Raw genomic sequence first — 13,731 nt, forward strand, 5'->3', positions numbered from 1 at the left:
CACGGCCGACCGGCACCAGCGTCGTGCTAAATGTTAGCGCTAACCAAAGCTCACCTGACAGCGATGTCGCGGTCCTCAAGACGCCTCCATCCCGAACGGCGATTCACCCGCATTGCCGTACACCTCCTCCGCAGAGACTGTCTTGTGAGCGTGAACAATGGATGCCACACTGTCTCCATCGAAGCCTGCGCCGCTGACGGAAGCCGCCACGTCAAGCCCGCCGGCGGATGTGTCGAACCCGGAATTCCGGAGCAACGGGTAGCGCTGTGCCCGGCCGTGCGGCAGCACGGATGGCAGCCGGAACGTCGTACGCACCGAGGAGTGAGATCAGGGTGACCGCAACACGACTTCCCCGTCCTCGCAGGGCCGCAACGCTGTTAGCGGCAGGCGTGCTGCTGCTGTCCGCGTTGACGGCGATACTGCACACGTCGTCCGCGCAGGCGTTGGAGAACGGTGTGGCACGGACACCACCGATGGGGTGGAACTCGTGGAACACGTTCGGCTGCAACATCAACGAGACGTTGATCAGGCAGATGACCGATGCGATGGTCAACTCCGGCATGCGTGACGCGGGCTACGAGTACGTCGTGGTGGACGACTGCTGGATGAACCCGAACCGGGACTCGGCGGGCAACCTCCAAGGCGACCCGGGCCGGTTCCCCAGCGGCATGAAGGCGCTCGGCGACTACATCCACGCCCGGGGGTTGAAGTTCGGCATCTACCAGGCGCCGCTGGCCGAGACGTGCGCCCAGTACTTCAACTCCTACCCCGGTTCGACCGGGGCGCTGGGCCACGAGGAGCAGGACGCCCGCCAGTTCGCCGCGTGGGGCGTGGACTTCCTCAAGTACGACTGGTGCTCGCCCAGCGGCACGATCGACGACCAGGTGCGCACGTTCGCCAAGATGCGCGACGCGCTGCGCGCCACCAACCGCCCGATCGTCTACAGCATCAACTCCAACAGCATCCACGACAAGACCGGGCCCCGGCGCAACTGGGGCGACGTGGCGAACATGTGGCGCACCACCGAGGACATCACCAACAAGTGGGACACCGGGCAGACCAACGGCTACCCGATGGGCGTCCAGAACATCGTCAACGTCACCGTGCCCCTGGCGTCCTACGCCAAGCCCGGCGGGTTCAACGACCCGGACATGATGGAAGTCGGCCGCGGCGGCATGAACGACACCGAGATGCGCAGCCACTTCGCCCTGTGGGCCGTCATGGCCTCGCCCCTCATCGCGGGCAACGACCTGCGCAACATGGACGCCGCCACGCAGGCGATCCTGAAGAACGCCAACCTCATCGCCATCAACCAGGACCCGCTCGGGGTGCAGGCCGTGCAGATCTCCAACGACGGCACCCGACGCGTCCTGGCCAAGCGCCTGTCCAACGGCAACGTCGCGGTCGCCCTGTTCAACCAGGGCGGCGGCACGACCACCGTCTCGACCACGGCGAGCGCGATCGGCCTGTCGGGCAGCTCGTTCACGCTGCGCGACGCGTGGACCAACGGCACGACCACCACGTCCGGCACCATCTCGGCCAGCGTCCCGGCGCACGGCACGACGGTGTACGTCGTCAGCGGCGGCGGGGGCCCCGCGCCCACGTCGTTCTCGTTGGTGAGCCAGAGCTCCGGCCGTTGCCTGGACATCCCCGGCAGCACGCCGACCAACGGCGCCCTGGCCCAGATCTGGGACTGCAACAGCCAGACCAACCAGCGCTTCACCACGACCGCGGCCGGTGAGCTGCGCGCCTACGACGGCACGAAGTGCCTGGACGTCTACAACCTGGGCACCGCCAACGGCACCGCCGTGACGTTGTGGGACTGCAACGGCCAGACCAACCAGCAGTTCCGCCTCAACTCCGACGGCAGCGTGACGGCGGTGGCGTCGGGCAAGTGCCTGGACGTCAACGGCGGCGCCACCGCCAACGGGACGAAGGTCATCATCTGGGACTGCCACGGCGGCACCAACCAGAGGTGGACCCGCACCTGATCCCCTCGGCGGCGACCGCGAACCCCGCGGTCGCCGCCGACCGGACCAACCTCCGTGGCGCAGTCAGCGGCTGGGACCCACTTGGTCGGCCCCCACCCGGGCACGACCGGCGAGAACCCGGGGATCAGGCGCTCGGCGTTGTCAGGCCGCGCGGTCGCACCGAGGTCAGCGCCGCGATCCCGAACACCAGGGCGGGCACCACGAAGTAGAAACCGAGCCCGAGGCCGAGCACCAGCCCCCACGCCCCCATCACCAGTGCCACGACCGTCGTGACGAACGCGACGGCACGGCCGGCGAGGTCCGAGACCACCACTGCCGCCGCGGCGACCAGCGGCACCCCGAGCAGGTACGCCGCGGCGCTCCCTCCCTCGGCGGACAACCCCGGAAGCAACGCGACGCCGACCCCGACCGTCGCCGCGACCCCGGTCCATCGCAGCGCCCGGCCGATCGTCCCGGGAACCGCCCACCGGCCACGCAGGCGGACGAGAACGGCGACCGCCAGGAACAGGAAAACGCACACACCCGCGACGGCAGCGATCATGCCAACACCTCCCATTGCGGCAGGTCCGCCGCAGCCGTGCCCCGACACCCACCACCGAAGGTACGGCACCCACGACCTGCCGACCCGGCTCCCCGACGGGATCACCGCGATGGACCTCGAGAACGCGGCACCACCACGCGATCCGATGTTCGTCGACGTGGTCGACGGGTGTTCGTCAGCCCGCGAACGGTCGGTTGAACACGGGCGGGACGTAGTCGAGGTAACGGCCATCGCCCGCAAGCCCGTTCATGGTGCGAGGCGAGAGGTCGGGCCAGACACCCGTCCGCAACCGCTGCCACATCCGGTCGATCGCGGCGACCTGCTCGTCGACGGTGAACGTGCAGTGCCCCGCTGTCCGCACGTACGTCTGACGCACGAACCGGCCGTTGCCCTCGCGGTGGGCCAGCGCCTCGTAGGACTGCTGCTGCGCCAGGGTGGAGATCTGGTCGCCGAGCCCGCTGACCGTGAGGACCGGCACGCGCACGTCGCCCGTGAACACGATTCCCCTGGACAGTTGCGACACCGCAGCGGGGTCGGCGGCGACGCGGGGAGCCGCCGCCAACCGCCCGAGATCCGCCCGCAGGTCCAACCCGGCACGGGCGTACAGCCGCACGACGGCGAGCTGCTGACCGGGTTCGGCCGACGCGAGTTGCCGGCCGTAGTCGACCCCCGTGTTCCACGAGGGGTTCCCGCCGGACATCTGCTCGATGGCGCGCCTGCTGCTCATCGCCTGTCCGATGTAGGGCAGCGGACCTCCGGCCAACGCCTGGTACATGCCGTTCTCGATGCCCGTCGCGTCCCACCACGCCGGCACCGGCGGCGCGGTGCCGTCCGCCGTGAGCCCCCAGCCCGGGAGTTGACCGATCGCGGAGGCGAGCGCGATGCGCGCCCGCCCCTCCTCCGTGGACTGCGCTCCGGCGAGGGCCGAGATCCACTGCTGACGCGCACCGGCGACGTCAGCGGGAATCCCGGTCACGGGCAAGGCGCTGTCGTCGAACAGCAACGCCTTCAGCGCGAACACGGTATCGAGCTTCTGGTTCCACTGCCCCACCGAACCACCGAGACCGCCGCAGAACGGTACGGCGGCGTCGAACAGGTCGGGGTGGACCTGCGCGGCGCCCGCGGCCACGAACCCGCCCATCGAGCGGCCTTCGGCGACCGCCCACCGCGCGCGCCCGAACGCCGCCTCGAACCGCCCGAGCGCGGCGGCCTGGTTGTCGATCGCCTGGGCGATGCGCCACCCGGTGACAGCCCTGGTCGTGCCGCCCACGGCGTAGCCGCGCTGGACGAGACCCGCGGTCAGCGGCGCGGTGAGCCCACCGTCGGCGAAGTCCATGTCCACCAGCACCACGCCGTTCCACCGGTTCGGCTTGACGAACTGGTACGGGGTGCCGTCGGGGAGCTGCCCGGACGCGCAAGCCGCCGTTCCCAGGCACGGCGTTGCGTCCGGTGGCGCGGCGACCGCGGCAGGCGCACCGGCCGCCAGCACCGACGCGGCTGCCAGCACGACACCGAGTTTGCGCACTGCGGACATCTGAATCTCCAGTCCCGCCTGAAGGCCGGCATCACCCGCGAACCGCCGTGCGGCCGATTCGCGCCTCACCCGGCACGCACCACCACGAGCAGACTCATGATGTTCTGCTGCGGCAACGACGGTCAATGACAACCGGCTCCGTGATGAGTTGCGCAATGTTGCGTTAGTGGATGGCGCGCAGGCCGATTGCCGCAGCTCCTCGACGACTATCGGCATGCGACCTGACTTGCACGGACGACACTTCCGGCAAGCACAGCGTCGGCTCCGGCCGGGCAAACCCGACCGGAGGTTCGACCGATGCTGCCTACAACGTCATGTCGCCTTGATCAGCCCCTGGGCTCGTCCTCGATCGCGCCGACCTGCTCCGGGTCTTCCGGAGCGGGCATGTGACGGATGCTGTCGCTGCCCTTGTGGTCGTGGGCGCGGGAGTAACGGGAATCCAACACCCTTCCCAACTTGAGCGCCGCTCCCGCGTACGCCTCGTCCACAGTGGTCGCGTGGTGGGTGACCGCCACCGGCTGCTTGCCCCCCGGCCGCGCCTCGATGACGCACTTCTTGTCCTCGGGCTTGCTGCCCCCGTCCTCGCTGAGGTGCACCTCAACCCGCGTCAACCAGCCGCTGAACCGGGACAGACCACTCTCCAGGTCGGTGGTGACGAAGGTGGCCAGTCCTTCGCCACCTCTGATGTTGTGGTCGGTGTTGACCTGGATCTGCATTTGCACCTCCGCAGCACAACAGCAATGATCTTGACCGGTACCACGGGAGCGGTCGGTTCAAACGCAGCCATAGGAGATCCCGCCACCGCCACACCCCATCACTCGACCTGACGAAGTCCTGCTAGACGATCGTGTACCCGCCGTCGGCCAGCAGGAGTGCACCCGTGACGTAGCTGGACCGCGGCGAGGCGAGGAAGAGGATCACCTCGGCGATCTCCCTCGGCTCGCTCATGCGCCGCAGTGCCGTGGTGGTGGCGGCGTTGTCGTGGACCGCGTCCCCGAACAGGTTCATCACGGTCTCGGTGGTCACCCCACCCGGCGCGACGGAGTTGACCCGCACGCCGCTCATGCCGAACTCCACGGCCCAGTTGCGGGTCAGGGACTCCAGGGCGGCTTTCGTCGCGCCGTAGGCGGCGGCGTTGTAGACCGGTGTAACGGCGGCGACGGTCGAGACGTTCACGATCGCGCCTGCGCCCTTGGCCACCATGGCGGGCGCCAACGCCGCGGTGAGGTGGAACGGCGCGAGGACGTTGACCGCGAGTAACTCCTCGAAGCCCTCGCGGGTCTGCTCGGCGGTCGACGCGAACGGGTAGATGCCCGCGTTGTTCACCAGCACGTCCACCTCGCCCGCCGCCGAGACGAGCTCCCGCACGCCCTCCGCGGTGGACAGGTCAGCTCGGACGAACCGCGCGGTCCCGCCGTCCGCCTCGATCTCGGCGACGACGTCCGCGCCGCGCACGGCGTCCCGGCCGTGGACGATCACACTCGCGCCCTCGCGGGCGAACACCTTCGCGGTCTCGTGGCCGATCCCGGCGGTAGCGCCGGTGACGAGCGCGACCTGGTTGCGCAGTTCCACGGGTGTGCTCCCTCGCAGTTCGATGAAAGGCGAACAACGTATGCCGCACCGAGCCCTGTTCTCAAGCCCCGCGACGGATCAGCGTGTTGAGTTCCAGGACTCCGTACCGGGGCGTTGAACTGTGGTGATCGCGCACGATGAGCCGTCGAGGCATGCTCGCCAGGCGTGGCGCTCCGACCGCTGAACTGCCAGGTCTGGGAGTTTCTTGCCTATGCCTCCGACCGCAGTCAGGCGTTGTGGTTGCGGACCGGGCCGCGGGCCGGTCTGTCACCGCCCCAGGGCACGTTCCGGTCCATGAAGCAGAACCGGCTGCCCGAGACGGTCCCTCCACCGGCTGCGGCCCGCGCCGGGCGCCGTTCCGGGTCGTTGCGGGGCTCAAGATCGACGAGCAGGAGGTCCGAATCCCGGGGCGGGTCCGGTGGTCGACGGGAACAGCCGCGTGCTGCCAGGCATGGTGCGACACCCCTCAGCCGGCCTCCGGGCCGCTTCGCGACTGGCGGGGCTGACCCGGGAATCGCTGTTCGGCGTCCCGCGCAGCCGTGGCGTGGTCATCCGTCAAGGAAGCGAACCAGCTCCGCCGTGACGAACCGGGGGTTCTCTTCCATGAGCCAGTGCCCGGCGTGTGGCACGTCCACCGCACGCACGATGTTGGTCATGCGAGAAACCACTGTGGACCGGATCGCGTCGAGTTGCCCCTGGGCGGCCATGAGCAGGGTCGGGACACGTGCCGGTGCCGCTGCCACGGTGTCGTGGACGTCCTTGTCGAGGGCGCGGTAGAGCTCGAAGCCTCCCGACAGGACCGCAGGCCGACTGTAGGTCCGTGTGTACTCGTCGATCTCGGTGTCGGTGAACGGGGACCGATCCGAGGTGCCGCCGAACGCCGTTCCGCCGAACGAGACCTGGGGGTAGAACAGTGCCAGGTACTCGCGGACATCGTCGCCCACGACCGCCTCGGGAACCTGTCGCTGGGAGTGGAAGGCGATGTGCCAGCTCAGTGTTCGGTACGTGGCCGCGTCGACCGCGGGCCCGGGTAGCGGCAGGTCGAGGTAGCCGAGGCGAGCTGTATCCCCAGGGAACTGGCTGGCGTACTGAAACGCCACCGCAGCACCGAAGTCGTGTCCAACGACGGCGGCGTCCCGCACCTTGAGTCGGTCGACGATGAGGGTGTGCAGGTACCGCGCCAGGGTGGCTTTGTCGTAGCCGGTCGGTGAACCGGTGCTGTCGCCCAATCCGGGAAGGTCGACCGCGTAGACAGTGTGGTGTTCGGCGAGTGCCGGCATGATCGGCCACCAGCCGTACCAGGTCTGGGGCCAGCCGTGGATCAGTACCACCGGTGTGCCGCTGCCGCCGGTCACGTAGTGCATGCGGACGCCGTCGACATCGGCGAACTCGTGCCGGAAGGTGCCCTGGAACGCCGGGTCGTCCTGGGTGGCGACGGCGTAGGGCGCGACGTCGCCGGCGGTCGGTGCGGAGCACGCCGCCGCAGCGCCGATCGTGAGCATGAGGGTGAGCGCGAGGGTCGCCGCCGTGCGCGCGGATCGGTGGAAGCGACGTGCCGAAGACCGGGTTGCGGTGATCATGTGTTCCTGTCCTGCGGAGGAGCTGGTGGGGTCAGCGGCCGGTAGCACCGTCTACCAGCTCACGGAGGATGTCAGCGTGGCCCGCGTGCCGGCCGGTCTCCTCGATCGTGTGGGCCAGCGCCCAGCGGACGCTGGGAGCGGGACGCCCCGGCTGCGGTCGAGGGACCGGCGCGGCGAGATCGGTGCAGCCGTCGAGCACCTCGTTGGCACGTTCGACGGTCTCCCGGTAGCGGGCCACCACGTCGGCGACGCTGTCCGCCGGTGCGGCTTGGAACGTCGCCTGCCAGTCGGTGACCTCGTCACCGAGGAAGATCGCGCGCTCGACGAAGGTCAGATGGTTCAGCAGGCCGAGCAAGTTGGTGCCGGACGGCACCGCGGCCGTCCGGACCCGCGGTTCAGGTGCGCCGTCGACCTTCACGGCGATCGACGCGCGGAGGTAGTCGAGGAATGCGCGCAGGACCTCGGTCTCGCTGCTGCCGGTCTTGGGCGGCGGAGTGTCACGGCGGTGTGTTCTCGTGGGCATGGCGGTCTCCCTCATGTGCTCGGGCGGCCCTGACCGCCGCTCAGGCGGTGCGGTGGACGACCAGGACGTGGTCGGTGACCTCGGCGGTCTGCCCGCCTGGTCCGGTCGCGATCCTGCGGGGCGTGTCGGCCCGCTCGACCGCCCACGTCGCCGCGTCCAAGGCGATGCCCGCGGCGATCTCCCGGGGGCTCGGGTACCGGATGTCGGGATCTTGGTTCCACGACCACGGCGCGGTCGAGCCGTGGTCGACGACCAGCAGCCGCCCGCCTGGGCGCAAAGCGTGCGCGGCTGACCGCAGGAGGGTCACTCTGTCCAGGTCAAACGGAGTGTGGAGGTAGTGGGCGCAGATCAGGTCGAATTCGCCGAATGGGAACGACGTGTGCAGGTCGTGACGCACCGCGGCGACCCGGTCGCCGAGGCCGCGGACGCGGGCGAGGGCCGCGAGCCGCTCGACCGCCACTGCCGAGATGTCGACGGCCGTGACCTGCCACCCTTGGCCCGCGAGCCACAGCGCGTCGCCACCGTCGCCGCATCCGAGATCCAGGGCATCGCCGAGTGGCAGACCGGCGACCGTCTCGGTGAGCCGGGCATTCGGTCGCGGGCCGGTGGCTGCCGGTCGAGACACATGCACTTCGTCCCAGAACGTGACCGCGTCAGCAGCGCTCATCAGGACTCCTTTCGCCTGTATGCGCCGAGTCTCACAGGCGCGCACCGAGCCGGCACGGAATCTTGCGGTTCCGGCAAGATGGTCTGATGAACCGGGAAACAGACGAGGTGCTCGACGGGGTGGGGCCGCGACTTCGCGCGCTTCGTCGTCACCGCGGCATCACCCTCGCCGACCTCGCGACGACGACCGGCGTGTCGGAGAGCACCCTGTCCCGCCTGGAAAGCGGTCAGCGCCGCGCGACCCTGGACCTTCTGCTGCCCTTGGCCCGCACCTACAACGTTCCGCTGGACGACCTCGTCGGCGCCCCGCGCACCGGCGACCCCCGCATCCACCTCACGCCGATCCGCCGGTTCGGGATGACCTTCGTACCCCTGTCCCGGCGGCCGGGAGGGGTACAGGCGTTCAAAATGATCATCCCCGCACAGCCCGAACCGCCCGAACCGACCCCGCAGACCCACGATGGCTTCGAGTGGCTGTACGTGCTCAACGGACACCTGCGGCTGGTCCTCGGCGAGCGCGACCTGACACTGCCACCCGGTGAGGCAGCCGAGTTCGACACGTCCTCGCCGCACTGGCTGGGCAGCGCCGACGGCTGCGCGGTCGAGCTACTCATTCTGTTTGACCCGCAAGGGATGCGCACACACATTCACACCGACCCCCACCGAGCGTCTCACGGCGGAAGTCAGCGGTGAGCTCAGCAAGGAGGAACCATTGACCGACGACTGACCGACGACGAAATCTCCGCTTGGAGCGGCATCCGATCTACTTTTGGGACGGCATGTCCGTTTGATGCAGCGGGCGGCGCAAACCACTACGAGGCCCGTACCGATCAGTAGGTCGGCGGAGTGGCCCGCCGGTGGAGCCGCCCCGGCCGGATCGTGTTCGGACCGGCGGCCGGGGCGGCTTGACGTGCGGGCAGGGCTGTCCGGGTGATCGGTCAGCGGGTCGAATAGGGGTCCTGGGTGAGCAGGTGGGCCTTGTAGCCCTCGCCGATGCCGGGCTCGGGCGTGCCGTTCCAGTCCTTGATGAGCACCGCGCCCGTGCTGCAGCCCCACGGGGTCCAGGTCCACGGGAGGTAGCCGACGTTGTGGGCGTCGGCCCAGTCCGCCAGCCGCTGCATGTAGTCGAAGCCGCAGTCGTCCTGACCGAACTCGCCGAGCACGATCGGCACCTGCTGGGCGAGCGGGGCGATGTGGGTGTCCCAACAGGTCTCGGTGGCGCAGGCGTTGAAGCTGTAGGCGTGCCAGGAGGCGGCGATGTTGTTCAGCGGGTCGGTCGGCTTGTACTTCAGCCACTCGCGCATGTTGTTGGCCCACTCCAAGCCGCCCAGCATCAGCACGTTGGTCGCACCGGTGGATCGCACCGCGTCGACCAGGTCCTGCATGCCGGCGACCTCGTAGGGGATACCCGTGCAGGTGCCGCCGTCGCGCCAGCACTGCCAGCCCAGGGTCGTGTCCCAGTTCGCGGCCATCTCCGGGTACGGCTCGTTGAACAGGTCGAACACGACCGCGTCGTTGCCCTTGAACGTGTTCGCCACACCGGTCCAGAACTGCGGGGAGTACTTCGCGTCGGTCATCGGCTTCTGGCACACCGCGTGCTCGTCCTTGCAGTGCCAGTCCGGGCTGTTCGTGTAGGCACCCCAGGTCCAGTGCAGGTCCAGGATCACGTTGATGCCGTTGGCCACCAGCAGGTCCACGTAGTCCTTGACGGCCTGCTGGTAGGCGGGGCCGCTGGGCGAGCCGTGGACGCCCAGCCAGCACTCCTCGTTCAACGGCACCCGCACCGCGTGGATGTTCCAGGTCTTCATCGCGTCCACCGACGCCTGGTCCACCGGACCGTTGTCCCACATGCCCTTGCCCTGCACGCAGGCGAACTCGGCAGTGGAGCGATTCACGCCCAGCAGCCGGTACGGCATGCCGGCCGCGGTGACCAGCTTGTTCCCGGACACGCGCAGCTCCGGCGCCGGCCCGTCGACCGGCGGAGTGCTCGTCGTCGTCGTGGTGGTGGTCGTGGTGGTGGTGGTGGTCGTCGTCGGGTCGACGCCGGTGCACGCGGCACCGTTGACGGCGAAGTCCGTCGGCTTGGCGTTGGTGCCGCTGTAGGAGAAGGTCGCCCCCGCCGAGACGCTGCCCCCCGCCGGGATGGTGCCGTTCCAACTCGCGTTGGCCACGGTGACCTGCTTGACCGACTGCGACCAGTTGCCGCTCCAGCCGTGCCGCAGGGTCTGGTCCCCGGCGTAGGTGTAAGTCAGCGTCCAGCCGCTGACCGCCGACGAACCGAGGTTGGCGACGGTCACGTTGGCGCCGAACCCACTGCCCCAGTCGTTGGTCGAGTAGTCGACCCGGCACGCGAACGCAGCCGCCGCATTCGCATCACCCACCCACGACCCACCCGCTGCGGCCAATAAGGCCGTGCTCGCGACGGACACCGCGGCACCCAACGCGGCGAACGCGGTACGACGTTTCCTGACTCTTCCCAACATCGGCACTCCCTTGTGCGAATGACGTCCGGCCCGCTGCCGCGCCCACGATTCGGTCCGGCAGTCGAGAGGACCCGGTGAAGTGGAGACGGGCCGCTCCGGGGATGGGTAGTCCCACAATCCCGGGAACGCTCCCAGAGCAACCATAGCGATGATGGCGCAAAACGTGAAGACCTTGAACGCGGTAGCACCACGAGAGTTCTTGCCGAGCATTCTTGAAAATCGGTCACCAAATTCCGGAGTTGTGACCGAATCACATCATCGGTTTTTTCGACTCCGGAGTCCGGTCCCAATCGAGCGGGCGATCCTAATGGTCGGGCGAGCTGATCGGGCGCGTGGTCGACGAGCCTCCCGAGGTCAACGTGTTGACGCAGCCGAGTACCCGTGGGTGCAGCAGGGCCGTCGGTTCGCGCAATCTCTCCGAGGTGCGGACGAGGAAGTGGTGCGTTTCTCCGGCAGTGAGCGAGACGAGCATGTTGTCGACGACCGCGTCGGCGGCGACCTTGTCGGCGAGCAGGGCGAGGTCGCGGACGTAGGAGGTGGCCCGGACGTCGACGCGGTATCCGCCGGTCACGGGCGTGACGTCGGCCGTGAACGGTTCGGGGTGGTAGTCGAGGTCGAGGTCTTCGCCGAACAGGTGGTCGGTGCGGATGTCGTCGACGGTGGCGACCAGCACCTCACGCCTCGGGTCGGCGGGTTCGATGAGATCGTCGGGCAGGCCCGACAGCACGGTGGAGCGAGGCGGCACGCTGAGCGGCAGCACCGCGGTGGCCAGCACCTCGCCGGCGAAGTCCTGCCGGGTCACGTGCACCGCACCTGCCCAGGGCTCGTCGTGGTCGTTGACCGAGACGAGCGTCGGCCTCCCGTCGCGGGGCTGAACGGTCAGCAGGCGTGAGGCGAAGGCGTGCTTGAGTGCGTAGTAGAGCGGTTTGGCGCGTTCTTCGCTGTCGATGGCGGCCCAGGAAATGGCCGGCCAACAGTCGTTGAGCTGCCAGACCAGGGCCCCGGCGGTGCGCGGCCACCAGGAGCGGTAGTGCTCGACGCCGAGGGCCACCGCGCGGGCCTGGTTGAGCTGAGTCGCCCAGTGCCACTGCTCGAAGTCGGTGGGGACCGGCAGGTGGGGCGCAAGGCCGCGTTCGAGGTTTTCGTTGCCGTTGACGGCCTTCTGGTGGGGCAGGAAGGCGGGTGAGGTGGACGTCAGCGACTGGTCGTGGATCCACCGGGTGAGGGTGGTCCAGGTGGGTGGCCCCTGGAAGCCGAACTCGGCGCAGAACCGGGGGACGTGGTCTCGGTAGTGGGTGTAGTCCAGGAAGTTCCAGACGTCCCAGTCGTGACGGGTGCCGTGGTGGGCGTCGTTGGGCGGCAGGTCCCCGGGGCTGTACGGGCTGCCGGGCGCGTACGGGCGGGTGGGGTCGAGCTCTTCGACGATCTTGGGGAGCAGGTCGTGGTAGTAGCCGCCGCCCCAGGTCCGACCGTCCAGGCTTTCCCTCCACCCCTCCCAGTCCGTGTAGGCGGGGAGGTTCTCGTTGTTCCCGTTCCACAGCACGAGCGACGGGTGGGCGACCAGGCGGGTGATGTTCTCCCGCGCCTCCGCCTCGACCTCCCCGCGCAGCGGCTCGTCCTCGGCGTAGAAGGCGCACGCGAACGGGAAGTCCTGCCACACCATCACGCCGCGTTCGTCGCAGGCGTCGTAGAAGTCGTCGGTCTCGTAGATGCCGCCGCCCCAGACCCGCAGCATGTTCATGTTCGCCTCGACGGCCTGGCCGACCCGGCGGGCGAGCCGCTCGGGGGTGACCCGGGTGAGGAAGTGATCGTCGGGGATCCAGTTGGCGCCTTTGGCGAAGACGCGCTTGCCGTTGACGACGAAGGTGAACGGGGTGCCGTGCTCGTCCGGTTCGGTGTCCACGGTGACGGTGCGGAACCCTATCCGGCGGCGCACGGCGTCCACCTGCCGGCCGTCGGTCAGCAGCGCGACGGTCAGGTCGTAGAGCGGCTGGTCGCCGTAGCCCACCGGCCACCACAACCGGACGTCCGGCACGAGCCCGGTGATGTGCGCGGTGTCGCCGGTGACCGCCAACGATTCCGTGTGCTCGCCGACCGTGACCAACACGGTGTGCTCGCGATCCGCAGCGCGGTTCAGCGCCAGGTGCACGTCGACGCGACCGGTGCCGTCGGCATCGACGGTGACGAGCGGGCGCACCGAGGCCAGACGCGCGGTGTCCCAGCGTTCCAGCCGCACCGGTTTCCACAGGCCGGCGGTCTGCAGGTCCGGTCCCCAGTCCCAGCCGAACGAGCAGGCCATCTTGCGGATCGCGTTGTACGGGTGCGGGTAGGCCCGCCGGCGCCGGCCGAGCCCGGCCTCCGCCCGCTCGGCCTGGACGAGCGCGGACCACAACGTCACCGTCAGGTCGTTGTCGCCGTCGTGCAGCGATCCCCCGACGTCGAAGCGGTAGCCGCGGTGCATGTTGGCGGTGTGGCCGAGCACAGTGCCGTTCAGCTCGACGGTGGCGACGGTGTCGATGCCGTCGAAGACCAACTCCACCCGTTCACCGGCCCGCGCCGCCTCCGCCCGGAACGTGGTCGAGTACTGCCAGTCGACCCGGTGCATCCAGGTCAGCTCCGCCTCGTTGCGGTCCGCGTACGGGTCGGGGATGAGGTCGGCGGCCATCAGGTCGAGGTGGGTGCTGCCGGGGACCCGCGCGGGCACGTCCCGGCCAACGAGGTCGGCAGGCACCGGCCCTCCCACGGCGCGCAGCCGCCAGCAGTCGTGCAGGTCCAAGCGCGTCACGGCAGCTCTCTTCCTCGTTGGTCGACGCAGGAGCGAAGCGCAACGAGATGGTTACT

At 69.2% G+C, this 13,731-nt stretch carries 11 protein-coding genes; 2 read left to right on the forward strand and 9 right to left on the reverse strand.

Translation table 11 applies throughout. From position 1 onward, the window contains the following. The first annotated feature begins 332 nt into the window (after positions 1-332). A complete protein-coding gene (locus OQ02_RS29235) occupies positions 333-1,991 on the forward strand; it encodes a glycoside hydrolase family 27 protein (RefSeq protein WP_033441842.1) in 1,659 nt (552 codons plus the stop codon). A gap of 124 nt (positions 1,992-2,115) precedes the next feature. Here OQ02_RS29235 and OQ02_RS29240 read toward each other — a convergent pair whose 3' ends face one another. The 7 genes from OQ02_RS29240 to OQ02_RS29270 form a co-directional block, all read right to left on the reverse strand. Next, on the reverse strand, positions 2,116-2,532 hold the full coding sequence (locus tag OQ02_RS29240; RefSeq protein ID WP_033441843.1) for a hypothetical protein: 417 nt from the start codon (positions 2,530-2,532) through the stop codon (positions 2,116-2,118). Positions 2,533-2,707: 175 nt separating this feature from the next. Further along, the gene (locus OQ02_RS29245) at positions 2,708-4,066 is read right to left on the reverse strand and encodes an alpha/beta hydrolase family protein (RefSeq protein WP_051772926.1); all 1,359 of its coding nucleotides are present in this window, start codon (positions 4,064-4,066) and stop codon (positions 2,708-2,710) included. Between the two features lie 326 nt (positions 4,067-4,392). After that, on the reverse strand, positions 4,393-4,782 hold the full coding sequence (locus OQ02_RS29250; protein WP_033441844.1) for an HPF/RaiA family ribosome-associated protein: 390 nt from the start codon (positions 4,780-4,782) through the stop codon (positions 4,393-4,395). 121 nt (positions 4,783-4,903) lie between these two features. Continuing rightward, positions 4,904-5,638, reverse strand: a complete 735-nt coding sequence (locus tag OQ02_RS29255) for an SDR family NAD(P)-dependent oxidoreductase (RefSeq protein ID WP_033441845.1) — start codon at positions 5,636-5,638, stop codon at positions 4,904-4,906. 548 nt (positions 5,639-6,186) lie between these two features. After that, positions 6,187-7,218 (reverse strand): alpha/beta fold hydrolase, encoded by a 1,032-nt coding sequence (locus OQ02_RS29260; protein ID WP_033441846.1) that lies wholly within the window; start codon positions 7,216-7,218, stop codon positions 6,187-6,189. Between the two features lie 31 nt (positions 7,219-7,249). Continuing rightward, on the reverse strand, positions 7,250-7,741 hold the full coding sequence (locus OQ02_RS29265) for a DinB family protein (protein WP_033441882.1): 492 nt from the start codon (positions 7,739-7,741) through the stop codon (positions 7,250-7,252). 40 nt (positions 7,742-7,781) lie between these two features. Next, entirely contained in the window at positions 7,782-8,408 is a 627-nt protein-coding gene (locus OQ02_RS29270) for a class I SAM-dependent methyltransferase (protein ID WP_033441847.1), read from the reverse strand. 86 nt (positions 8,409-8,494) lie between these two features. Between OQ02_RS29270 and OQ02_RS29275 the strand changes: the two genes are divergently transcribed. Beyond that, positions 8,495-9,100, forward strand: a complete 606-nt coding sequence (locus OQ02_RS29275) for a helix-turn-helix domain-containing protein (protein WP_033441848.1) — start codon at positions 8,495-8,497, stop codon at positions 9,098-9,100. A gap of 245 nt (positions 9,101-9,345) precedes the next feature. Here OQ02_RS29275 and OQ02_RS29280 read toward each other — a convergent pair whose 3' ends face one another. Further along, positions 9,346-10,788, reverse strand: a complete 1,443-nt coding sequence (locus OQ02_RS29280) for a cellulase family glycosylhydrolase (RefSeq protein WP_231500288.1) — start codon at positions 10,786-10,788, stop codon at positions 9,346-9,348. 406 nt (positions 10,789-11,194) lie between these two features. Beyond that, on the reverse strand, positions 11,195-13,675 hold the full coding sequence (locus tag OQ02_RS29285; protein ID WP_051772928.1) for a glycoside hydrolase family 2 protein: 2,481 nt from the start codon (positions 13,673-13,675) through the stop codon (positions 11,195-11,197). Positions 13,676-13,731 lie beyond the last annotated feature (56 nt).

It is taken from the genome of Saccharothrix sp. NRRL B-16314 (assembly GCF_000716595.1).
Classification (GTDB): Bacteria; Actinomycetota; Actinomycetes; order Mycobacteriales; family Pseudonocardiaceae; genus Actinosynnema.

Excerpts from the sequence above, each read along its gene's own strand:
- OQ02_RS29240 (WP_033441843.1), bottom strand. The coding sequence starts at position 2,532 with ATGATCGCTGCCGTCGCGGGTGTGTGCGTTTTCCTGTTCCTGGCGGTC.
- OQ02_RS29245 (WP_051772926.1), bottom strand. The coding sequence starts at position 4,066 with ATGTCCGCAGTGCGCAAACTCGGTGTCGTGCTGGCAGCCGCGTCGGTG.
- OQ02_RS29250 (WP_033441844.1), bottom strand. The coding sequence starts at position 4,782 with ATGCAGATCCAGGTCAACACCGACCACAACATCAGAGGTGGCGAAGGA.
- OQ02_RS29260 (WP_033441846.1), bottom strand. The coding sequence starts at position 7,218 with ATGATCACCGCAACCCGGTCTTCGGCACGTCGCTTCCACCGATCCGCG.
- OQ02_RS29265 (WP_033441882.1), bottom strand. The coding sequence starts at position 7,741 with ATGCCCACGAGAACACACCGCCGTGACACTCCGCCGCCCAAGACCGGC.
- OQ02_RS29270 (WP_033441847.1), bottom strand. The coding sequence starts at position 8,408 with ATGAGCGCTGCTGACGCGGTCACGTTCTGGGACGAAGTGCATGTGTCT.
- OQ02_RS29275 (WP_033441848.1), top strand. The coding sequence starts at position 8,495 with ATGAACCGGGAAACAGACGAGGTGCTCGACGGGGTGGGGCCGCGACTT.